General features: G+C 48.2%; 19 protein-coding genes. 5 read left to right on the forward strand and 14 right to left on the reverse strand.

What is annotated here, in order from left to right:
• Positions 1-29: 29 nt before the first annotated feature.
• The 4 genes from oleC to SHEWMR4_RS13405 form a co-directional block, all read right to left on the reverse strand.
• Positions 30-1,871, reverse strand: coding sequence for an olefin beta-lactone synthetase (oleC, locus tag SHEWMR4_RS13390; protein WP_011623298.1), 1,842 nt, complete (start codon positions 1,869-1,871; stop codon positions 30-32).
• Positions 1,871-2,833, reverse strand: coding sequence for an alpha/beta fold hydrolase (locus SHEWMR4_RS13395; RefSeq protein WP_041408808.1), 963 nt, complete (start codon positions 2,831-2,833; stop codon positions 1,871-1,873). Before SHEWMR4_RS13395 ends, oleC begins: the two co-directional genes overlap by 1 nt.
• A gap of 158 nt (positions 2,834-2,991) precedes the next feature.
• Positions 2,992-4,041, reverse strand: coding sequence for a 3-oxoacyl-ACP synthase III (locus SHEWMR4_RS13400; protein ID WP_011623300.1), 1,050 nt, complete (start codon positions 4,039-4,041; stop codon positions 2,992-2,994).
• A 254-nt stretch (positions 4,042-4,295) separates the two neighbouring features.
• Positions 4,296-5,663, reverse strand: a complete 1,368-nt coding sequence (locus SHEWMR4_RS13405) for a methyltransferase (protein WP_011623301.1) — start codon at positions 5,661-5,663, stop codon at positions 4,296-4,298.
• 287 nt (positions 5,664-5,950) lie between these two features.
• Here SHEWMR4_RS13405 and SHEWMR4_RS13410 point away from each other — a divergent pair, with 287 nt between their 5' ends.
• Positions 5,951-6,184, forward strand: a complete 234-nt coding sequence (locus SHEWMR4_RS13410) for a DUF1289 domain-containing protein (RefSeq protein ID WP_011623302.1) — start codon at positions 5,951-5,953, stop codon at positions 6,182-6,184.
• Between the two features lie 26 nt (positions 6,185-6,210).
• Here the strand turns inward: SHEWMR4_RS13410 and SHEWMR4_RS13415 are convergent, their stop codons facing one another.
• From SHEWMR4_RS13415 to SHEWMR4_RS13430, 3 genes are all read right to left on the reverse strand, one after another.
• Positions 6,211-6,573 (reverse strand): YajD family HNH nuclease, encoded by a 363-nt coding sequence (locus tag SHEWMR4_RS13415; protein WP_011623303.1) that lies wholly within the window; start codon positions 6,571-6,573, stop codon positions 6,211-6,213.
• Between the two features lie 87 nt (positions 6,574-6,660).
• Entirely contained in the window at positions 6,661-8,637 is a 1,977-nt protein-coding gene (locus SHEWMR4_RS13420; RefSeq protein WP_011623304.1) for a BCCT family transporter, read from the reverse strand.
• A 682-nt stretch (positions 8,638-9,319) separates the two neighbouring features.
• A complete protein-coding gene (locus tag SHEWMR4_RS13430) occupies positions 9,320-9,925 on the reverse strand; it encodes a DUF502 domain-containing protein (protein ID WP_011623305.1) in 606 nt (201 codons plus the stop codon).
• A 155-nt stretch (positions 9,926-10,080) separates the two neighbouring features.
• Here SHEWMR4_RS13430 and SHEWMR4_RS13435 point away from each other — a divergent pair, with 155 nt between their 5' ends.
• Positions 10,081-10,476 carry a VOC family protein gene (locus tag SHEWMR4_RS13435; protein ID WP_011623306.1) on the forward strand — a complete coding sequence of 132 codons (396 nt, stop codon included), beginning with the start codon at positions 10,081-10,083 and terminating at the stop codon, positions 10,474-10,476.
• A gap of 124 nt (positions 10,477-10,600) precedes the next feature.
• Positions 10,601-11,578 (forward strand): transposase, encoded by a 978-nt coding sequence (locus SHEWMR4_RS13440; RefSeq protein ID WP_011623307.1) that lies wholly within the window; start codon positions 10,601-10,603, stop codon positions 11,576-11,578.
• Between the two features lie 739 nt (positions 11,579-12,317).
• On the opposite strand, the gene SHEWMR4_RS13445 is transcribed toward SHEWMR4_RS13440, so the two are convergent.
• From SHEWMR4_RS13445 to SHEWMR4_RS13465, 5 genes are all read right to left on the reverse strand, one after another.
• Positions 12,318-13,400, reverse strand: a complete 1,083-nt coding sequence (locus SHEWMR4_RS13445; RefSeq protein ID WP_011623308.1) for a DUF3137 domain-containing protein — start codon at positions 13,398-13,400, stop codon at positions 12,318-12,320.
• 317 nt (positions 13,401-13,717) lie between these two features.
• On the reverse strand, positions 13,718-14,428 hold the full coding sequence (gene phoU, locus SHEWMR4_RS13450) for a phosphate signaling complex protein PhoU (RefSeq protein WP_011623309.1): 711 nt from the start codon (positions 14,426-14,428) through the stop codon (positions 13,718-13,720).
• 127 nt (positions 14,429-14,555) lie between these two features.
• Entirely contained in the window at positions 14,556-15,374 is an 819-nt protein-coding gene (gene pstB, locus SHEWMR4_RS13455) for a phosphate ABC transporter ATP-binding protein PstB (protein WP_011623310.1), read from the reverse strand.
• Between the two features lie 33 nt (positions 15,375-15,407).
• Positions 15,408-17,066 (reverse strand): phosphate ABC transporter permease PstA, encoded by a 1,659-nt coding sequence (gene pstA, locus SHEWMR4_RS13460; protein ID WP_011623311.1) that lies wholly within the window; start codon positions 17,064-17,066, stop codon positions 15,408-15,410.
• A 59-nt stretch (positions 17,067-17,125) separates the two neighbouring features.
• Positions 17,126-19,384 carry an ABC transporter permease subunit gene (locus SHEWMR4_RS13465; protein WP_011623312.1) on the reverse strand — a complete coding sequence of 753 codons (2,259 nt, stop codon included), beginning with the start codon at positions 19,382-19,384 and terminating at the stop codon, positions 17,126-17,128.
• A 199-nt stretch (positions 19,385-19,583) separates the two neighbouring features.
• On the opposite strand from SHEWMR4_RS13465, the gene SHEWMR4_RS13470 reads away from it, so the two are divergent.
• Positions 19,584-20,084 (forward strand): glycine cleavage system protein R, encoded by a 501-nt coding sequence (locus SHEWMR4_RS13470; RefSeq protein ID WP_011623313.1) that lies wholly within the window; start codon positions 19,584-19,586, stop codon positions 20,082-20,084.
• 60 nt (positions 20,085-20,144) lie between these two features.
• On the opposite strand, the gene SHEWMR4_RS13475 is transcribed toward SHEWMR4_RS13470, so the two are convergent.
• Together SHEWMR4_RS13475 and SHEWMR4_RS13480 are read right to left on the reverse strand one after the other, a co-directional pair.
• A complete protein-coding gene (locus tag SHEWMR4_RS13475) occupies positions 20,145-21,032 on the reverse strand; it encodes a DMT family transporter (RefSeq protein ID WP_041408810.1) in 888 nt (295 codons plus the stop codon).
• A gap of 146 nt (positions 21,033-21,178) precedes the next feature.
• A complete protein-coding gene (locus SHEWMR4_RS13480) occupies positions 21,179-22,243 on the reverse strand; it encodes an alpha/beta hydrolase (RefSeq protein ID WP_227499202.1) in 1,065 nt (354 codons plus the stop codon).
• Between the two features lie 288 nt (positions 22,244-22,531).
• Between SHEWMR4_RS13480 and SHEWMR4_RS13485 the strand changes: the two genes are divergently transcribed.
• On the forward strand, positions 22,532-23,356 hold the full coding sequence (locus SHEWMR4_RS13485) for a DUF2797 domain-containing protein (protein WP_011623316.1): 825 nt from the start codon (positions 22,532-22,534) through the stop codon (positions 23,354-23,356).
• Positions 23,357-23,409: the final 53 nt, after the last annotated feature.

Here is a 23,409-nt window from a genome sequence, read left to right on the forward strand (position 1 = left end):
ATTTAAGTTAAAAATTGGCTAAATTGAAATCAGCCTTTGGTTTGCGATTGCGCCCAAACGGCTAATTTTTCTCTAAATATTTTGGCATTATGGCGCACATCCACGGGGAAATCGGGATGAATAAGAAAACGCCTTATCCCCTGAGTTTGGCTATACTGCTCGGCAATCGCCAGCAAATCCTGATAGAGCTGCGCGCTCTTATTGCACACCAAGGATTGATCAAGCTCGATGCAGATGAGTGGTTCAATCTCACTCGCGCCATCTTTTCCCTTCACTTTGATCCCCACTAACGCCGAGCGCTTCACATTCGGATGGGTATTAAAAATACGCTCACAGGGAATGGAATAATAACGTTTAATACACTGCCCGCCTTGGGTGGCATCGACTCTATGGGCTTTGCGACCACACATCCACAACCGGCCACTGTCGTCCAGATAGCCAAGATCGCCCATTCTGTGCCTAAAGGTTTGCTGCTCGCGGTCCCAGATTTTGGCCGCCGTCGTTGCCGTTTCGCGGCGATAATAGGACTGGCTCACCATAGGGCCTGTGACCACTATTTCGCCAATTCCCCCCGCGTTAAGGCGCAGGCCATTATCCCACTCAGGAATATCAGCTTCAGTGATGGCGATAATCTCGATACTGACGCCATCGATGGCGCGGCCGACACAAATCCCACCGCCATTGTCCGTGGTTTGAGTCGTGGTAAATAGCTCATCGCTGGCGATCATGCTGATAGGTAAGGATTCGGTGGCGCCGTAGGAATTGAGTACAGGCACGCCGTCACTGAGCATTTTGCTAAAACGGGCAATCGAGGCAATGGTCGCGGGCGCCCCTGCGGAAATCACGCGTTTCACACTGCTGAGTTTGTGCTGCTTTTTCGACTCTGTTTGCTCACCGGCGCGGCCTAAACGCTCAAGCAAGGCTGGATTAACAAAGATATTGCTGCATTGGTATTTCTCAATGGCGGCAAATAAAAATTCAGGATTGGCCGTGATCGGTTTGCTGGCATCCATCTCAGGTACAATCGATGCCATACCGAGCGCCGGACCAAAGAGGGAAAATAGCGGGAATGTTGCTAAATCACGCTCGCCGTGTGCAATGCCATAATCCTGCTTTAGCGCCTGAATTTGCGCCTCAAACATGCCGTGACTATAGACAACGCCCTTTGGCGTTCCCGTGCTGCCGCTGGTAAAAAGAATCGCCGCCATCTCGTCATGCCTAAGCAGCGCCATCGGGTACTCGGCCTGTTCCGGCAATTTAGCCACAGATGTCTTAGCTGTAGATGACTTAGCTGCTGATGACTTTTTTGAAAACGAGAGTATCGTCGCTAAACTTGGCGCGCCCGTGAGTAAGCGCGATAGCGTGCCAGCAAGCCCGCTGGGATTGCCATCCACATTGATAAGATGCTGCACGCTGCCCTTACCCCAGCCTAATAAGCGTCTGGCGATATGGGCTTTAGGGATACCGATAAACGCATCGGGCGCAGCTTCAATAAAACATTGCTTAAGGTTTTTAATCCCCATGCCCGGGTCAACCAGCACGGGAATAATCCCCGCCTTGAACAAGGCGAAAGTTAACGCAAAAAAATCCAGACTCGGGGTGACCATCAGCACCGCCTTCATCCCCCGCCTCAGCCCATGGGCACTGAGCGCGAAGGCGATGGCATCGCTTTGTTTATCGAGGCTAATAAAGTCGAGTTCTTGGTAAGTCAGATTGGCAAGGGATTTACCCTTGCCCTGTTGCACCGCAACCGCGAGATGATGGGGAATGTGATGGGCGGCCTGCTTTAAATGCCGACAAATATTGGCATCGCTTGCTCGCTCGACGCTAGATGTCCCATGGCCAAGCTGCGCATCCTCCACCCTAACCATTAATGTGCGGCCTGTGGCGCTTGAGTTTCTACCTCAGGCTCTGTGACCGACTCCGTTTCAACCTGCTGCACTTCAGGCTCTGGCGTTTGCGCCTCAGCCATAAAGTGTTTGATATGGGTAATCACCTCATCGCTCGCATCTTCGAGGATATAGTGACCACAATCGGCAAATTCATGCACCTGTGCATGGGGCATATGTTCGCGCCATTTGGCTAAAAAGTGCTTATCGAACACAAAGTCCTGTAAACCCCAGCAAATCAGTGTCGGCACCTTGGCAAACTTTGGCAGACTGGCGGCAATATCCGACACCAGTTGATAGTTTCTGTCACCCGGTTTTAACGGAATATCCTGCACAAAGCGCAGGGTCGAAATCCGATTTGCCCATGAGTTAAACGGCGCGACATAGGCCTCACGGATGTACTTGGACATCGGCTGGCGCTTCACCCCAACGTAGGAGGCAATCGATGAAAAGGCATTAAAACCACGCACTAACACTGTGCCGAGTAGCGTATTGCGACAGATCCACAGCGCCAGCGGTAAAGGCTTAGTATCGGGTAAATGGAAGGCGCCAGTATTTAAAATCACCAGACGTTTAATTCGCTCAGGATAACGCGCCGCGTAGCCCATACCGATCATGCCGCCCCAGTCGTGAACGACTAAGGTAATGTTTTCGTTTACCTTTAGACTGTCGAGCAACGCCTCTAAATCATCGATGCGATTCTTAAGGGTGTAATCGTAACCGCTATCATCCGGCTTATCCGACAGGCCACAACCAATATGATCGGGCACGATGCACTGGTGAGTATCCTTAAGGGCACTCACTAAATTCCGGTAATAAAAACTCCAGCTTGGATTACCGTGCACCATGACCACAGGCTCACCTTGGCCTTCATTGATGTAATGCAGCTTGTTGCCATTACGGCTAAGAAAATGACGTTTAAACGGCAACAGAGTGTCTAACATGACGCTTCCTATCTTTTGTTCTAATTGTTTTTGTATTGGCGGAAGGTTGCGGCTCATTTGCCTTAACCTAAGCTCATCGCTAAACCAATAAGCATAAAAAATGCCCTAGCAAACCTTGCTATCAAGCGTCGGCTAAGGCAGATAACAATCTTGGAAAACTACCACTTAATACCCAGCATCATGCAGTTTAAGCCACTGCCGATGCCTAAAAAGCTCACCTGATCCCCTGGCCGTAAAAAGCCTTGATCGTGTGCCATGGCCGCAGTGACGGGTAAAGAGACTGTGCCCATATTGCCAAGCAGTTGATATGTTGGAAATTCTTTTTCAGGCGGGATATTTAACGCACTCAAGACCTGTTTACGGTTTGAGGCACCAACCTGATGGCAGATCACTTTATCGACCTGCTCGACCAGCCAATTACGCTGGGTCAGGAAATGCTCCCACGTATGTTTCGCCAGCTCGACCCCTTCTTTGAGCAAGGTCACCGCATCGGTACGCATAAACTCACGGTAAATATTGTGCCCCACTTCCTGCAAGCCCCACTGACACAGTTGATGGTGCTGCGGCGCAGATAAATGGGAGGCGCCAAGTAGCTGATGCTTACGCACATTCGTCAGCGGCAAACTGCCATCGGTCAGGATCACCGCCACCGCGCCAGAGCCGCCGGTTAAGGTCGCCAGCGACTGAGCAAAATTCTGCATGGTCGGATCGGCCAGCATATTATCAATGGTCACATCGACAATATCCCGCGCCGATTCGCAGGACACCACCATGCCCGCCTTAATTTGGCCAAGCTCGATACGGTTGGCAATGTCTAAAATGCCCGATAACACCCCAAGACAGGCATTGCTGATATCGTAAATCGCCGTGTCCTTCGACACACCTAATGCCGCCGCAATCCGGCAGGCGGTGGCGGGTTCGTGCTGGTCGCGACAAACGCCGGTATACACCACAGCGCCCAGTTCGGCGACTTCTATTCCCGTTTCTGCAATCGCCTTTTGCGCCGCTTTAATCGCTCCATCGGATAATTGATGCCCTTTAGGCCACCAACGGCGTTCGGTAATGCCCGTTAATGCCGCAAGTTGCCCCATAGGAATGCGAAACTTTTGATATAGAGGCGCGAGGCGAGATTCTAGCTCGCTACTGGAAACCACCACAGGTGCCAGTTCATAGGCAAGGCTATTAATAAATACGCGGGAATATTTCATGAAACTGTTTTATTCGCTCACTAAGATCACTGATCTTTTAGGTCAGTTTTTAGTTGTTATTTGTCATTAAGGCGACATTTGAACAAGAAAAGCCCGATGATTCAATAAAAAACCATCTTTCGTCTTAGACTTGTCTCACAGGGTTTATAAACCCTTGTGACGATCATGCCGCCTATCCGTTAATTCAAAATGAACTAATAAAGAAATACTTCATAAAAAACAGGCAAGTATGACCTCATCATTCAGATTATTTTTCAATCGCTCAATTTTTGCGCCAAAATCAGCGCATTTCGCGGCGTCACGCTGGTTGCACAAAATTCCCTCAGGCTTGCCCGATAACCGTTTTCCTGCAAAAAACAGCAACGATCGAGAATTAACCACAGCTCCAGCGCACGGCGGAACAAATGCGCGGCCAAATCGATGCGCCGGGTTAATCTTTGTCGCTGTTTACCAATCTCAAGCCAAGCAGCAAAATCACAATCTGCGGCTAAGGTAACCGTCTTTTGCGCCGCCGCCCAGTCACAAAACTCGGCAAACTCGCCGCTCAGCTGGCTTTGCTTTATGGCGGGCAAAGGTAAATAAGCATCTATGCCACGGCAATTTCGTTGCAGCGCATCAAAACCCAGCCGCCAGGCGATTTCCTGATGTCGCAGCGCCTGTTGTTTCGGATTTGCGATCACGCTCTGTTGTAAGGGCAACTGCAAGTCATGGCGACTTAAACGCAGCGCGCTGTGTTTGGCGAGTGTCGATAAGCCTTGATATTGATTAGCCTGAATTAAATGGTAGCAGCAAGGTGAAATCGCCAGTGCCTGTGTGCCCGCCGCTGCGGCCAATTGCAGTAAACGCACATGCAAATCGCCACAGGCATGCAGCGCCACCGCCTGTTGCGGAGCGCAAAAAGGATTAGTTTGATGAGCGGAATTGTCGCTAGTTTTATCGTTGATAGCGAAGGCGTCGGCGCAGATAAACCGCTGCGATAACTGCCATTTATCGGCAAAGGCTTGGCCCTCTTCACAGAGCATCGCCTGCCACTCGAGGCTTAACACATCCACACCACGTGCTTTGGCAATCAAACGGCCCAAGTGCCCTTTGCCCGCACACCACTCGAGCACGGGTAATCCCGCATCGGGCAAATGCTGCACAAAGGCAGTGATCTGCTCCCACTTACGGCCTTTTATATGGGCGCTAAAGTGAGCCAGCTCGGTAAGATCAATACAAGGTGAAGTAGCTGTTTCAATATCGTCAGAGCTAATGTCAGAGCTAATATCAAAGCCTATATCTGAATCAATATCTGAGCTATGCGAAAGTTCGGCAAAGGACAATGTGAGTAAAGACAGATCCCAGTCGTATCCTAACGCGGCAAGATCCTGCAGGAGTGCGGGAGATAAGGCATCGACTAACGCCGATTGCTCGGCATCCAAAGTATCGAGCACGGCATCATCGAGTTCCCACAAGACTTTTGCTAGGGTCGGGAATTGTTGCTGCCACGGCAGTGTTTTTGCCTCAAAAGCGAGTACTTGCCATAGGGCGCGGCTCTGCTCAAGTAACTTATCCAATTGGATAAAGTGCGCCTTGAGCGGCTGCTGACTCTCGAGCATATGATTGTCGTGCTTAATTACCATGCTGAATTTGCTTTACTCTGATGTTTTCCATTTGCCTATCTTATTGCAAAGGCCTCTTTACAGAGCCTTAAAAACAGCGCCGTTATGAAGCTACTGTTTTGAAGTGCTCTGTCGTAATTAAGCCTTTACGAATATCAAGGCGCATTTCATCGTATTATCGCTGCCCAAGGCGCTTAAAGCTGCTACTATCGCCGCTGCTTTTGTCAGCTTGCTGATACCTGCTAGCAATCCATAAGTGTGTATACGCTAAACAAGCCATCTAAAGAGAAGAGTTTTAGAGGAAAAATATGCTCTCCCCCTGCGTCGCCCGCTGCGGCTTAAATGATGAAGATTATTGCATGGGCTGTTTTCGCCATATCGATGAGATTGTCGCTTGGCGCGATAGCAGCGATGCAGAACACGCCGCGATTATCGCGCAACTTCCCGCCCGCAAAGCCCATTTCGAAGGCGACGAAAATCAACAAGTGTTAAGCCGCGCTAAATGGCTGGAAGCCGAGGCGCGACTTGCGAAAAAAGCCTGAAAATTTCAGGCCTTTTACTTTTATCGTTACTTTTTCATCATCGCCTTTAAATCGGCAAAGGGATTATAGGTCGCCGCCGCTTGCTTGGTTTCGGTAGTGTTGCCGTAACGGATCAATTCTTCGAAACGTGAATGTTCATTATCGTGGCAATAAAGGCACAATAATTCCCAATTCGAGCCGTCTGATGGGTTGTTGTCGTGGTTGTGGTCTCTATGGTGAACCGTCAACTCGCTTAAGTTTTTTGAGGTAAATTCACGAGTACAGCGGCCACAGATCCAAGGATACAATTTAAGCGCCTGTTCGCGGTAACCACCCTCACGTTTAGCGCGGTATTCCCGCTCTTGGGCTAAGACTTGATCTAACTTACTCTGGCCTGGATTTGCTGACATGCTCACACCTAACTCATTACCCCTAAAAAAGTGCCCCAAGGATAATCCGAGTTATTCCTTGGGGCAATATTTCTGAACGCAAAGCGTTTAGGTTACATGTCCTTGGTCGGCATTGGACAAGTGCAAATAGTGCAGGTATTTCTCGTATTGGGTAACCACGTCAGCCAATAGCTGCTCTTCGGTATAGCCCATCACATCATAGTGTTGGCCGCCCTGCTCTAAGTACACTTCGGCGCGATAGTACCAATTGTTGCCCTGCTCTAACTCTTCACCAACCGGATTGACGATTTCAAAACAGCGCATCCGCACACCGTATACGAAGGGTTGATAGGCTTCGTTGCTGATCACCAATCGCACTTTGCCGTCGAGATACTCGAGATCCGCCGTCAGGCCCTTGGTCATAAATTGCTGACACACCTTAGATAACGCCGGTGTCGCGACATTATTGAGGAAAATTCGCGCCTCATCTTCGGTAGGATGGGACACTAAGACTTCGATACGCTCCTCCCAACTGATATTGGTCTTAGCGTATTGCACACTGGTGGTATGCATCTGCACACTGTTGATCTTAAGCCAATCGTCTTTCAGCGCCTTATACAGCCCCAAACACATCAGCAGCATCACACATAAAAATGGCATGGCACTGGCAATGGCCGCAGTTTGTAAGGCCTGTAAGCCGCCGGCAAGCAGCAGCACCGAGGCCACTACCCCTTGTAATAGTGCCCAAAACACCCGTTGCCAGACGGGCGCATTGTTATCGCCTCCCGAGGTTAGGTTGTCGATTACAAGCGATCCAGAATCCGATGAGGTAACAAAAAAGGTGACCACTAAACAAATCCCAATCCCCGACAGGAGATGCGGGAACGGCATATGTTCAAAAAACACAAACAAGGCCACGGGCACATTGGTATTCACTGCATCGCTCAGGTAGGTCGCGCCTTGATTCATAATGGCGTCGATAGCCGAGTTACCAAATACCGTCATCCACAAAAAGGTCAGCGCCGAGGGCACAAATAAAATGCCGACTAAAAACTCCCGTATGGTGCGGCCACGACTCACCCGCGCAATAAAGGTGCCGACAAAAGGTGACCAGGAGATCCACCAACCCCAGTAGAGTAGCGTCCAACCGCCCAGCCAGTCTTCCTTATGCTGATAGGCGTACAGATTAAAGGTTTTATTAACAATATCACTCAGATAACTACCGGTATTTTGTACGAAGGCTTGCAGCAACATCACGGTTGGGCCAAGAATTAACACAATCAGCAGCAGAATAAGAGCTAAACCTAAGTTAAGCTCACTTAAGCGCTTCACCCCTTTATCTAGGCCCGAAAATACTGACAGAGTCGCGAGTAGGGTAATGCCAATAATCAGCGATACTTGCACTGTGGTGTTATTCGGCAGTTGCTCGAATAAATAGCTTAAGCCCGAGTTAACCTGCAACACCCCAAACCCTAGGGAGGTCGCCACCCCGAACATAGTCCCCAATACCGCAAAGGTATCGACGCAGTGGCCAATCGGGCCATGGATGCGCTCACCGATTAAGGGATAGAGTGCGCTGCGGGGCAAGAGCGGCAACTTATGCCGATAGGCAAAATAGGCCAAACTCAGGGCAACCACCCCGTAAATCGCCCACGCATGTATGCCCCAATGGAAGAAAGTGATCTTCATGGCCTCTTTGGCGGCGGCCAAGGTCTCAGGCGTTGCATCGGGCGGCGCCAAGTAATGCATCACGGGTTCGGCGACGCCAAAGAACATCAACCCAATCCCCATCCCCGCCGAAAACAGCATGGAAATCCAGCTCTTATAGCTATAGTCGGGTACCGCATGGTCGGGGCCGAGCTTAATATCACCAAAGCGGCTGACCATGACAAAGATGATAAAAATTAGAAAAATCGCCACGCCAAGGATATATAACCAACCCGCCTTTGCTTCTAACCACGACTGCATGGATTTAAAAAAGTGATTGGCCTCTGTCGGCCAAATGGCGCAGATCATCACCATTAATGTGATAAAAAAGACCGACGAATAAAAAACCGGTGGATTTATACTCGACTTAATAGACATAAAACTCCCTAGTATTAGGCAATTCCTATTGAAATCCCTTCAATTTTGAAGAGATAGCTCAATAATAGATAACTCTTGCCTCAGCAGTATGTGATCAGGATGAAATATGCACAAATAATCCATGACAAGGGCTCGCGTCCGGCAATTCCTTGTGATGTCATACTCGTGTTAATAACGACGCCCACCTTACCCTGTTTACTCGACAGCAACATCGGCAAACAATTGACTCGATAAAAGGCTAAACCGCTGTTGTGCAATATCATTTCGAAACCCGTTGCCATCTCAAAGACAGCGAGCATCGACACCATGCGATGAGATCGCAGTGGTTCAACCTCAATGGCGCATAATGCATGTAAACGGTTCGATATCCGCGTGTTACCGAGTGTGAGGAATGCAAGGCCGATTGATTAGTAACAGATAGCGAGTTAGGCAGATAACGAATCGCTACTAAAAGATAGCGACTGTTGATAGCAATATTAGCTATGTACCGACGCAACCTTGCTTAAGCCCTACTGAAGCGCGTTCGAACAGAGACCACAAACTGTCGAAATAACGCTCAATATAGACACAGATAATGCTAAATAGCTCGCGCTAAATCAGCATAAAAAATGGCGACTTGTTAAGTCGCCACAAAATTGTATCACAAAAATGCTTGTATTTGATGCAAAAAACCAAAACCAACTTATTCGGCTTTGGTTTTTACCGTTGCCGCACTCGGCGTTTGCGAGATCCCCGCCGTTAAATTGAAGCGCATCGCCTCTTCAAAAGACCAATCCACTAAAATCAAATCTTCACGTTTGACTAGGCTAGTCACCCCCGCCATTTGGTAACTGAGTTGGAATAACACAGGCACCCAATCCCCTTCGGGTAAGGCATCGAGCAATGGTTGCGGCGGTGTATCCGTCATAATAAAGCCCACCACAAACCCGCCATTGGCCTGTTTAACCAACACGGTTTGCTGAGTATTGGGTTTACCCTCACGATTCATTAAGGAAGCAATATCACGAATACTGCCATAGACGGATTTAAACAGCGGAAAACGCATCAGCTGACGTTCAATCCAGCCATAGAGCCACACAATAGGACTTACCGAAAACAACAAGCCCACCGCAAACACTATGGCCACGACTAAGATAAAGCCCGCGCCGACGAAATGTTGGTTAATCCCTACCAACTCTAAAATAAAAATCCCTAAACCATCTAACGATACAAACAATGACCAAAATAACCACAGGCTTAAAGCCATCGGCAGCAGGTTCATCAAGCCACGGGCTAAGGTTTTCTTCATTACAATCTCATCAAATCCAATGGGATAAAAAAAGGCATAAATTATTTACGCTAAAAAGCGCGTTAAATGCTACCACAGAGTCACTTTTGCACCAGCACTTGATGTAAGGTAAGGCGCAGAGAACACCAAACCGCTACGACATCGAGGGAAAGAATATGCGCGTGACCCGCCTAGACCATTTAGTGTTAACCGTGAAAGATATCGAGGCCAGCGTCGACTTTTATCAACGCGTGTTAGGGATGAAAAAGTCCGTATTTGGTCAGGGCCGTATCGCCTTAAGCTTTGGCGATCAAAAAATCAATCTTCACCAAGCAGGTGCCGAATTTGAACCTAAGGCAAACCTTGCCACTCCCGGCAGCGCCGATCTCTGCTTTGTGGTCAGCCACAATATCGAAGAAGTAATCAACCACTTAAACACCCTTGAAGTTGAGATTATTGAAGGCCCAGTACTGCGCACCGGCGCGACAGGCCGCATCAACTCAGTCTATATCCGCGACCCCGATTTGAATCTATTGGAATTATCCGAATATCTACCCGCCTGCGCGCTATAACCCCAACGCGCTCAAATGTCGGTGTACCTTGGCAGGCGGACGAACAAAACTGGACACCCATCTTTAATGGCGAGGTAGTTAAGCTCAGGCTATGCTTGGCTAAGCATTGAACAAGGAGGTTTGTATGCCGCGCCCTCGCAGAATCCAAATCAGTCTTGAAGACACTCCCTATTATCACTGTTGTAGCCGCGTGGTGCGCCGTGCATTTTTATGTGGCGATGATGCCTATTCGGGGAAAAACTATGACCATCGCAGAGCTTGGGTTGAGTCATTATTGTTTGAACTTGAAGCGGTTTTTGCTATTGATGTAGCTGCTTATGCTGTGATGCCCAATCATCTGCATCTAGTGTTACGGGTCGATATTGACAGTGCCAATCGCTGGAGTGACCGCGAAGTGCTTGAACAATGGCATAAGTTGTTTAAAGGCGATGAACTAACGCAAAAGTTCGCTAAAGGAGCATTGGTCGAGGCCCATGAGGTCAACAGGTTAAAGCATTCAATCGCCATTTACCGCAGTCGATTATGTGATATTTCATGGTTTATGCGCTGCCTTAATGAACCGATAGCTAGGCAAGCAAATCAAGAAGATAACTGTACAGGTCGTTTCTGGGAAGGTCGGTTTAAATCCCAGGCCTTACTGGATGAAGCTGCGGTATTAGCCTGTATGACTTATGTGGATTTAAATCCTATCAGAGCCCAACTGGCTGATACGCCAGAACAATCCGACCATACCAGCATTCAGCTACGTATTCGGGCTGCATTAAAAGGTGAGCAGCCTAGCAATCTCCTGCCTTTTATTGGCAACGAGCACGATAACCAACCCAATGGCATTGCGTTTTCCTTAACAGATTACCTCGAATTGGTGGATGATACGGGCCGAATTATTCGTAATGATAAACGTGGAAGCATCAGTGAGAATAGCACCAAGTTACTGACTAGATTAAATATCCCACATGACAATTGGCTCAAACTGACCACCGAATTTGGCAAGCTATTTCATGGTCCAGTGGGCACATTGCAAGCACTGACCGATTACTGCGAACATCTCGAAAAGCGACGACGGCACTTTGCGGCAAGCTGCCAGCACTTTCACAGCAACTAACAACATAAATTATCACTTCGAAAGCAATCCTTACCTAGCACTCCCCAAACACTATGGGACGATATCGCTCGACTGAAATACACCATTTTTGAAGGAATTAGCGCAATTTATTCTCTTAAATGTAGTCCCTGTGACTATTAATGGTCCTTATTTAAGCCATTTTAACTCGGGAAAGTTGTAGACAAACCGAAAGTGCATTATGTTGTTGATTTAAAATGGGTGGCCGGATTTATTTTTTAGGTAGGCATTCAGAACCTGAGGTATTTGAAGTTTCATTTACAAGCTTTATAAATGGTCTACATAATGGTTCAATTTCTTGTAAAGCAATTCCGCAAGAATGGGCCGGTGGCAATATTAGCTTTGTGCCGTATACCCCCTAAAAGCCATCGCACTACTCTACCTGACGCCATTCCATGGACAGAGAACTAGACTGTACTTAAAATAAACACCTCAAGCTTTAATAGCGCGCTAGTTTTAAGCTCCTACTATGCTTTATTTAAGCATTAAACAAGGAGGTTTATATGCCGCGCGCTCACCGCCCTCTGATAAGTTTTGAACAGCTCACTTTATATCCGATGATTAGCCTAGCGATGAGGCTCAAGTAATGACTAGCATTGCGCTGGCGAATCTTCTGTCCAATGACTCAAATAATCATCGGCGTGATAAAGAAACAATGATTGCTGTTTCATCCTCTGTATAAAACTATGCGAATAGATAACCGCTCAGCACACTATTATCGTTAACTCGCTAATGTCTCCATCCTCGCATGCATTTTTTGTGCTGCCACATTTTGTGCCGCGAGATAATCCAGTTTTAGCTGCTTGATAATGCTAGTGATGAGGACCAGCTCCTGCTGTAACAATGGGATCTTTGACATATCCTGTGTGGGCAAGTTGATGTCCACATTATCAAATAAATTACCAAAATAGCTCGCCATAATAAGCACTGTATTATTTTTAAACTCGATGCTTATCCCTGAACCTCGTGCGGTTTTCCGGAATAATTGCTCCAACTCAACCAATCGTTCCATCACTGCGGGTGACAATAAATAACGCGCATAATGTTGATCGTGTGAATACACTTCAAACATGGCCTCAAAGGTGACACTTTCTAGTTTAACTCTGGGTTGCTTGATGCCTGAAATGGCATTCCCCAGGGAACCATAGTCTTGGCTAACAATGGTGTGAGATTCAAAATGAAAGGGCATAGTGATAATCACCACCCCACCCTTAAATTGAATTTTATCCGACTTGCTTCCACGGGATTTTAAGGTTAACTCGCAAAACTCGAAGCTAACATCTTCTACCTTGCCGCGAATATGGTCTTCAGCTTCTTTCTTGCTAAAACTGGGCATAAGTTCAAAATCAGCCACGGCATCCAGATTGACACAGGAATCGGGGCTATATTGGTAATCCCCTAATTTATCGAGTAAAACAGGTAAAATTTTATTCTTATAATGGCGCTTAAATTGTATTTCAGGCAACTGAACCCACATCAAGATGCCTGCGAGAACAATCAAGCTCAGAATGCTTGGGTCACTATTTGAGGCTAACGACATCAAATCAACAACCAGCGCAGGCAAGCACAGGAGCCAGCCTAACCGCTTGGCCCATTTCTTCCGAGAAAGTTTCGTTTCAAGTTTTTCAATTCGATAAGCTTCTAGCGGCTCGAGTAGTTGCAACAGTGCCGCTTTCGCCTCTTCTGATATCGGCGGTAATTCGGGTCGAGGGAAATCTGCGGGTAAATTCGCTTCCACTATATGATTGCGAATACTTTTCAGGGCTTCGAACCCCTGCTTTAAAGAATACAACAATTGGCTCATCTACTTATCCCTGTAATCGCCGATACAGCGCCCATTCCATTGTGCTGTTTCTACTCTCGAGTGTCGGTTAACGCCGAGATTAACCTATAGCGAGTGTCAGATTAAACAAAGGGTTATTTATTGTAAATAACAAATTTCAAACAACGATTTTATGCAAAAAGATAAACTTGCTAATTGGTAACCCCTCTTATAGGTCAGAGGCGTAAACCAAACTTATTGTCTGACTTACAGTTCACTTTATCCCCCCAAAGAAACACAAAAAAACGCTCTGCGGTTAGGCAGAGCGTTTGTGGATAAAGCCCTGTGATAAAAGGCGTTTAGTCCTTTAAATCCTTTTCCATATCTTCGTAGGAAGTATGGCGAACGTCTTTACCTTTCACGTAGTAAATAATGTATTCGCAGATATTTTTACAACGATCGCCTACACGTTCAACCGCACGGGCTGCCCAGAGTACGTCTAATACATCGGGGATTGAGCGTGGATCTTCCATCATGTAGGTCATTAATTGACGGATAATGCCTTCATATTCACGGTCGAGCTTGGCATCTTCTTTATGAAGTTCCAGCGCCGAATCGGCATCCATACGGGCTAAGGCATCGAGCGTTGCGTGCAGCATACGAATCGCATGGCGGCCCATATTTTCAATGCTGACTAATAACGGTTGCTGATTATTCAAACGCTTATCTAATGCAGCCTTGGCAATACGCACACAGGCGTCACCGATACGCTCAAGATCGGCAATCGATTTTGAAATCGCGATGATCAGACGTAAGTCGCTCGCCGCCGGTTGGCGTTTAGCGATAATGCGGGTGCATTCTTCGTCAATCGAGACTTCCATGCCATTCACTTTGTGATCGCCGGTGATCACCTTTTGCGCTAATTCGGCATCTAAGGTGCTTAAGGCGTCGATGGCTTGCTCTAACTGACGCTCAACCAAGCCACCCATGGCGAGTACACGGTTACGGATATCATCTAACTCGGCGTTAAATTGCCCAGAGATATGTTTGTTTAAATTCATATTTTCCATTTGGCCAACCTTTTACTCAACTGTATCAACGCCTAGATGGAGTTTGCAATGTTTAACTCTGTTCTAGGCGGTGGCTTATTTCGTTTATCGCTTATCACTCACATCACCACTGCCAAAGGCAAGGTGATTAACCGTAACGGCCGGTAATGTAATCTTCGGTCTTACGTTTTTTCGGTGTGGTGAAAATGGTGTTGGTATCGGCGTATTCCACCAATTCGCCCATATACATAAAGGCTGTTTGATCCGACACCCGCGCCGCCTGTTGCATGTTGTGGGTAACGATAACCACTGTGTACTTAGTCTTAAGCTCAGTGATCAGCTCTTCGATGGTTAAGGTTGAAATCGGGTCGAGGGCCGAAGTGGGTTCGTCGAGCAGTAATACCTCTGGCTCGATGGCAATCGCACGGGCAATCACCAGACGTTGCTGCTGACCACCGGATAAGCCAAAGGCGTTATCGTGCAGACGGTCTTTCACTTCATCCCAAATCGCCGCGCCGCGTAGCGAACGCTCGGCCGCTTCGTCGAGTTCACGACGGTTGTTAATGCCCTGCAGACGCAGACCATAAACCACGTTTTCGTAAATCGACTTAGGGAATGGGTTAGGACGCTGGAACACCATACCTACGTTGCGGCGCAGGGCGGCAACGTCGATTTTTTTGTCATAAATATTTTGACCGTGCAGCAAAATCTCGCCGTCGATATGGCAGTTATCGACCAGATCGTTCATGCGGTTAATGCAGCGCAATAAGGTGGATTTACCACAACCGCTGGGGCCGATAAACGCCGTAACTTGCTTCTTCGGGATCTTCATCGACACATTAAACAGCGCTTGCTTGTCGCCATAGCGCAGGTCTAAGTTGCGGATCTCCAGTGCGGTATCGTTCTGGCTCAAGTTTGCTAAGTCAAAGTTGTTGGTTTTCATGGCTGTCGAATCTATAGAAATCATATTCAGTCCTAATACTTTCAGGATAATCGCTGATTAATGCTCAAGCGAACGATATTTTTCACGTAAGTGGTTACGCACACTAATCGCGGTTAAGTTCAGTGCCACAATCACTGTTACCAGCAAGAAGGAGGTGGCGTATACCAGAGGACGTGCCGCTTCAACGTTAGGACTCTGGAAGCCCACATCATAAATATGGAACCCTAAGTGCATGAATTTACGTTCTAAATGCACGAACGGGAAGTTTAAGTCCAGTGGCAATGTCGGTGCTAATTTCACTACACCCACCAGCATTAACGGTGCAACCTCACCCGCAGCGCGAGCCACGGCTAAAATCAGACCCGTCATGATCGCAGGGCTTGCCATGGGGATCACAATCCGCCATAGGGTTTCGGCCTTGGTTGCGCCCAGTGCCAAACTGCCTTGACGCACCGCGCTAGGAATACGGCTTAAGCCTTCTTCGGTCGATACAATCACCACTGGCAAGGTCAGAATCGCTAATGTCAGCGCCGACCAAATCACCCCTGGTGAACCAAAGGTTGGTGACGGTAAGGCTTCGGCGTAAAACAGTTGGTCAATCGAGCCACCCATCATGTATACGAAGAACCCTAAACCAAACACCCCGTACACAATCGATGGCACACCCGCTAAGTTGATCACCGCAATGCGGATCATCTTAGTGATTGGGCCTTTTTTGGCATATTCATGTAAGTAGATCGCAGCAATCACCCCGAATGGCGTCACGATAATCGCCATCAACAGCACCATAAACACGGTACCGAAAATTGCAGGGAACACGCCGCCCTCGGTGTTGGCTTCGCGTGGGTCGTCGCTGACAAAGCGGCCAAGCCCGACAAACCATTTGCCGATTTTACCCATCAAGCCTAAGTGGTTGACGTAGGTGACATCGAGAACCGAATCCAGCTTAAGTTCAACCTCAACACCACGCATATCGCGAACGATAACAGAGTCGCGAGCCGCTTCATCACGCAGGGCAAACAGCTCTTTTTCAAGCACATGGTATTCTTTTTGGAGCGCTTCCTTCGCGGCCGCTAACTCCAGCTTACGGCTATCGGTCAGCTCACCATCTAACTCGTAACGACGCTCTTTTAAACGCAGTTTCTCGATGTTGTAGTTAATCGCACCAATATCTTGTTTTTGCAGTGATAACGCTTTGTCAGACAAAGCAACGGCACGGTCGATATGCTCCATTAAAGAGGATTCAAGCGCATCGTTTTTCAGCTCTAAGCGTTTACCGTTTTCAATCACGGCCACTGGGTAGCCATAAAAGTTACCGTTTTTAGCACGCTCAAGCATGGCCACATCGGCAGGCTCGCTACGGCTGATAATGTCTGTTGCTAAAATCCAGCGGAAATCTAAGCCCACAAACTCACGGTTACCGGTTTTCACTAAGTAACGTGTCACAAACTCACCGGGTGGCTGTTTAAACACATGGCCCGCGGCGGTTAAGCGTTCGGTCGGCACTTCTTCCCTATCGTAAATCTCACCGATTAAGGTTGAACGTGCACCAGTGTTATCTTCGAGTTCCCATTGATAAATCGTTGCAGGCCAAAAGTAGCTTAATCCGCGCCATGCAATGAGCAGTAACAGGCCTAATACTGCAATCAAACTGATGCTCACCGCGCCACCTGTCATCCAAATCCATGGCGAGCCTGATTTTACCCACTTACCCATTGCACAAACCTCTCAAGGTCATTGGCGAAATAGTATTTAGTATCATTATCTTATTTCCATTACAGCGAGCTATAGCGGTCACGTAGACGCTGTCTTACCACTTCGGCAATCGTGTTAAAGAAGAAGGTAAATACGAACAGAACGAAGGCCGCGAGGAACAGCACTCGATAGTGCGAGCTGCCAATTGCCGACTCTGGCATTTCCACCGCGATGTTAGCCGCCAGCGTACGCATACCTTCAAATACGCTCCATTCCATGATGGCGGTGTTACCCGTTGCCATCAGTACGATCATGGTTTCACCCACAGCGCGGCCAAGACCCATCATGACCGCAGAGAAAATCCCTGGACTTGCGGTCAACAGCACGACACGTGTCAGGGTTTGCCAAGGCGTCGCGCCCAGCGCCAAACTGCCGTTAGATAAATGGCGTGGCACAGAGAAAATCGCGTCTTCGGCAATCGAGAAAATCGTTGGAATAACCGCAAAGCCCATGGCGATACCCACTACCAGCGCGTTACGTTGGTCGAAGGTGATGCCTAATTCGTTAGTGATAAATTGACGAGTGTTACCATCAAACAGCGCCACTTCGATCATCGGGCTGATGGCAAAGGAGAACCAACCCACAAAGCAGATAACCGGAATGAGCATCAGCTCTTGATAGACTTCAGGCAGACGTTGTTTCCAAGTACCGGGTAATTTGCTCCAAGAGTACGCCGACACCAGAATCGCCGTTGGCAGCAGGATCAGCAGTATTAGGATGCCCGGTAGATGTTCTTCAATCAGCGGTGCTAACCAAAGTCCGGCGAGGAAACCTAAGATAACCGTCGGTAAGGCTTCCATGATTTCAATCGTTGGCTTAACGATGCCGCGCACCTTTGGCGACATAAAGTAAGCAGTATAGATGGCGCCCGCAATCGCTAATGGTACGGCAAACAGCATGGCGTAGAATGCCGCCTTCATGGTGCCGTAGGCCAATGGCATTAAGCTGAGTTTGGCTTCAAAGTCATCGCTACCCGAGGTGGATTGCCACACAAACTTAGGCTCAGGGTAACCTTCGTACCACACCTTATTCCACAGCGCGCTCCAAGACACTTCTGGGTGCGAGTTTTCTACGTGGAAGATATTCAGTTGCTTGTTCGCTTCAACCACTAAGCCGTTAGAACGTGGGCTAAAGCCCATCACGCCTGGGTTTTTAAGGTCAAACTTTTCATCAAACAGTTCGCGCTCACTGGTGGTATACAGGAGTGATAACTCACCCTCTGGGCTCACCACGGCAAAACTTTTACGGTAGAACTCAGAGGCAATCGAGGCCACTGGCGCTAAGTCGGTAAACTCACGGATCTCTTTGTATAAACGGCCTTTTGGACCATTCACTTGGAAGTACTGGGTTACCACACCTGAGTCGTAGCTCACCAGAATCGAGCTGGCACCGGCAAGTAAGGCAATGTTGTTAACCTTAGACTTTTCCTTTTCCGCATCAATCACCTGCATTAAATCCAGGCTCTCAACATCACGGATATTGTAGATAAACACCTTGTTGCCCATTTGCAGCATCAATTGGCGTTGATCCGGCGTCATCAATTGGTGTGCAACTTTTTTAGGTGCATCGGGCAGTAGTGCGCCCGTGGTCGTCCATTCCACCTCTTCGGTCATCATGTTTTCTTGACCTTCGAGACGGCTTAAACGCCAAGCACCATTGTCATCTTGGTAGGCGAAGCTGATTTTATCGTTGCTGTAGCTAAAGGCTAAATGATGGATAGCGCTGCCCGATTCATCGATAGTGATCGGCGCTTCACCCGCGCTGTAACGCAGTTTTGGGGTAATAAGGCGCTTGTTGTTAGGGTAACTTAAGCCAAACTCAATCCCTACGATTAAGGCTTGACCGTTACTTAACCCCAGTGCGAAGCGTTGCTCACTCGGCGCGGCAATCGCGGCGCTGGTTACGCTCACACCCGCAGGTAATGGCGGTGTAAAACTGGAGAGTAAACTGCCATCGGCAACAGTGTAGAAATCCACTTGGCCATCGGCGGCCACGCGATACATAACCTCATTTTGCTCGTCGGCACCGACCATCAGAGTCGCGACTTCAGCATGTTGATAACTCACGCTTTTTACGGGAGTCACATCCGCGCTGTCGAAAATGGGTTTAATCACGTACAGCAAATAGAAGAAGATCAACAATAAGGCGACAAACACCATAGTGCCGCCAATCGTGACCCCAATTTGAGCCGCTTTATCCTTAAATGCCCTGCGACTTGAACGTCCGCCTTTCAGCATACTTTGCGGCGCAGAACCAGGTTGAATGACCTGACTTTCCATTAAGAACCTCTATTATTAAAGCCTGTGAGTTTTTTCGCTAGGAATTGCGAAATGCTATGCTTACACTGTTTGAGCATAAACTGAGCAATAACAACACCCTTCATTCTAAGTGCGTTGAATTATATGACGCAAAGATGACAGTTGTGTTACACCCGATTTTAAAACAGGTGCCTTTTACAAAAAATAGGAGTCAGTCGCCATGCTACGATATTTAATCACGCTTCAAGCACCTGATAGAAAAGGATTAGTCGAGCAAATCGCCCATGCCGTGAGTCGCCATGGCGGCAACTGGTTAGACTCAGAGTTGCGCCATATCGACGGGATCTTTGCCGCCATATTGTTACTCGAGGTGCCTTCCCTGAAAATGGATGAGCTGATTGAAGCCTTGGAATGTATCGACGGCCTCACCCTCACCTATTCAAAAACCTCGGTCGCCCTCAAACCCGTTAAGCGGCTCACCTACAGCCTAGTGTCCTACGACAGACCCGGATTAGTGCTGGATATTTCCAATCGCATCACCGCCCTAGGTATCAATATCGAACAGTTTAGCAGCCAGTTTGAGACCGCTGGCCATACTGGTATCGCCTTGTTTCGCGCCACCATTGGCTTAGGTTTAACTGACCTAGCCCAAGAGGAACAACTGGTGCAGTCCCTCTACTCCCTCGGTGATGACTTAGTGCTGGATAAACTCAGCCGTTAACCCTCAACCCCTTCAATAAAAAACGCCGCGGGCACTCCCAGCGGCGTTTTTTATGGTGAGTTAACTGACTTTCTGGTGCCGAGACTTAATCAAATAGCGCAGCGGCACTTGGGAAATCAACATCCCCAGCAGCATCAAGCCGCACCCAAACAAGGCGCGCAGTCCTAAGCTTTCACCAAGGAACAGAATACCGCCGATGGCCGCAAACACGGTTTCTAAACTCAAAATAATCGCCGCGTGCGCAGGATGAGCATGCTTTTGCGCCAGCACCTGTAAAGTGTAGGCAATACCCACTGAAATCAGCCCCGCGTAGGCCAGTGAGCCCCAAGCTGCAATCACCTTATCGACTGTCGTGACCTCAATGGCCGCCGACACAAGTAGGCTTAACACGCCGCACACCAAAAACTGCATCATGGCGAGTAACACAGGCGAAATTCGCTTGGCAAAATGATCCACCGCCAAAATATGCATCGCCCAAAACAGTGCGCCAATCAATTGCAGCGTATCACCATAACCGAGGTGAAAGCCGTCTTTAATGCTTAAAAAATACAGCCCCACCACGGCGATACCACAGCCCACCCAGGTATTGGCGCCGGTAGCATGTTTCAGGGCTAAGCCCAATATCGGCACTAACACGATATAAAGCCCAGTGATAAAGCCCGCGTTAGCGGCCGTGGTATAAAGCAGTCCCACCTGTTGTAGCGATGCGCCAGCAAATAACAGTCCGCCCACCGCAACACAGCCAATGGCAAAATCTTTGGGTGTACCGAGATGAATTTTGCCTTGCCGAGCCAAGTACCACACCAGAGGAACGAGTGACACAGTACCAATTAAGAAACGTAGCCCGTTGAATGCAAACGGCGATAAATGCTCCATCCCTAAGGTTTGGGCGACAAAACCAAAGCCCCAGATAGCGGCGGCGAGCAGGAGTAAAAAATTGGCAGGCAAGATACAGTCTCTATGATTCAAAAGGATGACAAGATTACCCAGATGCTGGGCGCTTGTCCAAATATGTTGCGATACTGTTAGCTTTTACGCCACGCCCTACTGGCGAGTCTTGCCTTGTAGGCTGTTGGCCTGACTCAAGATTTCATTTAAAACACTGAGTCGGATTGCTTTGCCAACTGCACTGCTTTGTTGGAAGCATCAATCGCCAGAGCGGTTTGACCATCAAGATCGTAGGCAGTTGCTAAGCTATCCCAGAGCACCTCAGACATAGGAAACACCTTTGTCCCCTCCTGTAAAATCTCCACTCCCCACGCCGTTTTTTGCTCATAGCTGGCCTTGAGACCATAGACATTGTACTGCTGTGCAGAAAGCGGAAACTCATAGCCAAAGACCGCCGTTTGCTGGTGATATAACTGCTTTAACGCCTTTAGCGGCATCACCGCGACTTCGGGCACCGCATTCCAGCCTGCAAACAGCGTCTTTAATGCCTCTACATTGCCGATAAGCGGGGTACTGTCATGGGTTTCTTCAGGGAATCGTTTATCAAACCATCGCAACATTTGGGCTGAAGGAGGCTTCACTGACGGGCTGCTACCCAAGGTATTTTGCAATTGGGTGATTTGGGCAGCAAAGGCGCTGGCCATCTCGTTGGGTTCACTGGCGATACTCAAAAACCAACGCATGGGTTTTGTCCGTTTGGCAACAGCTAACTTAGCGGACTCGTGTACGAGCCAATTATTGTCCCACCAAAGGCTTGGGCTAATTGATATCGCCGCATTAAACCGACTATCGGGCGTCAGAGCCACATAACTGCTGAATAGCCCAGCCAAAGAGTGCCCGGACAGAATGTGGTAATCGGCCATGCGATATTTCTGGCTCAAGCTGCTGAGTAGTTCTGTTTCTAAAAACTGCCTGTAATTCTCTGCTCCGCCACTTCGGTCTTTGAACTGTTCTAATGGGGTCGGCGTAAACGACTTTAAGCGATTATTCGAGCTGACACCCACCACGATCAGTTCGGGGACGATGGCATAACCACTTAAAAAACCGACATTCGCGGCAATATGCTCAAATTGTGTCGAGCCATCCAAGACAACTAAAACGGGATAACGAAAATCGCTGGAATGACCATAGGTTTCGGGGAGTCTGATTTGTAAGTTAATGTCATCATTCAATATTTCAGAATGGATCTGCATTTTGTCTGTCTGTGCCATCACCTGCATCGACAGGAAAAAATCAGTCCTAATACCATCCGCATCGTTAACCTCCTTGAATAATGGCAGCTAAGTTACTGGTTTTTATCAATACAATCAATTCATTAACATAATTACGCCTCCAGAAAGCCCTGATTAGCCACGTATGGCAGTCAGGCTCTCAATCGAGAATTCCTATCTAAACTCGGCGGGATAATCTTGTATACTGCACACCACGCAATGACGAATGCATAAGTGCGCTGGATGTCTTACCAAACCCAGTGACACCATAAAAAACTAGGAACACCTATGTTAGGAACGCTAAAAAAGCTGCGCGCACACTTAGATGAGGCGCAACAAGTACAGTATCAACTGGTTGTTGGCGACGAGTTGCTGCCACTGAATCCCTTAATTGGCAAGCCGCTGACCCTGACCCACACGGGTAACATCTTCTGCTGTAACTGCGGTAAAAAGACCAAAAAGAGCTATTCGCAAGGCCATTGCTTTGTGTGTATGCAAAAGCTCGCCAGTTGCGATATGTGCATTATGAAGCCCGAAACCTGTCACTTTGACCAAGGTACTTGCCGCGAGCCAGAGTGGGCACAAAGCCATTGTTTTGTGCCGCATTATGTTTATCTATCCAATACTTCAGGTATCAAAGTCGGTATCACTCGCCACACGCAATTGCCTACTCGCTGGATAGATCAAGGCGCGACTCAAGGTTTACCGATTTTTAAAGTGTCGACACGACAACTCTCGGGTCTAGTGGAAGTGGAGTTAGCCAAACTCATCAACGATAAAACCCACTGGCAAACCATGCTTAAGGGCCACGCCGACGATATCGATTTAACTGCTAAGGCGGCGGAACTGATCCCGCAAATTGAGGCTAAGTTGCACGAAATCGGCATGCAAAAAGGCGATTACAGTATCGAACGTTTAGATGAAACGATTCAGTCGATTCACTATCCCATCGACACCTTTCCGAAGAAGATCACTTCCCACAACTTCGATAAAAATGAGGTGGTAAGCGGGATTTTACAGGGGATTAAAGGTCAGTATCTGATCTTCGATACCGGCGTGATTAACATTCGTAAATTCACGGCCTATGAGGTCAGCGTAGGGTTAACTGACTAAGATCAGGTAAAACTCTCGTCAATTGAGTGTGTTGAGCGCCGCTATGGCAGTCA

It is taken from the genome of Shewanella sp. MR-4, from assembly GCF_000014685.1.
Taxonomy (GTDB): Bacteria; Pseudomonadota; Gammaproteobacteria; order Enterobacterales; family Shewanellaceae; genus Shewanella.

Bases quoted from the DNA above. Each gene is read 5' to 3' on its own strand.
- SHEWMR4_RS13440 (WP_011623307.1), top strand. From the start codon at position 10,601: ATGCCGCGCCCTCGCAGAATCCAAATCAGTCTTGAAGACACTCCCTAT.
- SHEWMR4_RS13405 (WP_011623301.1), bottom strand. From the start codon at position 5,663: ATGGTAATTAAGCACGACAATCATATGCTCGAGAGTCAGCAGCCGCTC.
- phoU (WP_011623309.1), bottom strand. From the start codon at position 14,428: ATGGAAAATATGAATTTAAACAAACATATCTCTGGGCAATTTAACGCC.
- SHEWMR4_RS13485 (WP_011623316.1), top strand. From the start codon at position 22,532: ATGTTAGGAACGCTAAAAAAGCTGCGCGCACACTTAGATGAGGCGCAA.
- SHEWMR4_RS13395 (WP_041408808.1), bottom strand. From the start codon at position 2,833: ATGTTAGACACTCTGTTGCCGTTTAAACGTCATTTTCTTAGCCGTAAT.
- SHEWMR4_RS13420 (WP_011623304.1), bottom strand. From the start codon at position 8,637: ATGTCTATTAAGTCGAGTATAAATCCACCGGTTTTTTATTCGTCGGTC.
- pstB (WP_011623310.1), bottom strand. From the start codon at position 15,374: ATGATTTCTATAGATTCGACAGCCATGAAAACCAACAACTTTGACTTA.
- pstA (WP_011623311.1), bottom strand. From the start codon at position 17,066: ATGGGTAAGTGGGTAAAATCAGGCTCGCCATGGATTTGGATGACAGGT.
- SHEWMR4_RS13415 (WP_011623303.1), bottom strand. From the start codon at position 6,573: ATGTCAGCAAATCCAGGCCAGAGTAAGTTAGATCAAGTCTTAGCCCAA.
- oleC (WP_011623298.1), bottom strand. From the start codon at position 1,871: ATGGTTAGGGTGGAGGATGCGCAGCTTGGCCATGGGACATCTAGCGTC.
- SHEWMR4_RS13400 (WP_011623300.1), bottom strand. From the start codon at position 4,041: ATGAAATATTCCCGCGTATTTATTAATAGCCTTGCCTATGAACTGGCA.
- SHEWMR4_RS13470 (WP_011623313.1), top strand. From the start codon at position 19,584: ATGCTACGATATTTAATCACGCTTCAAGCACCTGATAGAAAAGGATTA.
- SHEWMR4_RS13480 (WP_227499202.1), bottom strand. From the start codon at position 22,243: ATGGCACAGACAGACAAAATGCAGATCCATTCTGAAATATTGAATGAT.
- SHEWMR4_RS13430 (WP_011623305.1), bottom strand. From the start codon at position 9,925: ATGAAGAAAACCTTAGCCCGTGGCTTGATGAACCTGCTGCCGATGGCT.
- SHEWMR4_RS13465 (WP_011623312.1), bottom strand. From the start codon at position 19,384: ATGGAAAGTCAGGTCATTCAACCTGGTTCTGCGCCGCAAAGTATGCTG.
- SHEWMR4_RS13445 (WP_011623308.1), bottom strand. From the start codon at position 13,400: ATGAGCCAATTGTTGTATTCTTTAAAGCAGGGGTTCGAAGCCCTGAAA.
- SHEWMR4_RS13410 (WP_011623302.1), top strand. From the start codon at position 5,951: ATGCTCTCCCCCTGCGTCGCCCGCTGCGGCTTAAATGATGAAGATTAT.
- SHEWMR4_RS13435 (WP_011623306.1), top strand. From the start codon at position 10,081: ATGCGCGTGACCCGCCTAGACCATTTAGTGTTAACCGTGAAAGATATC.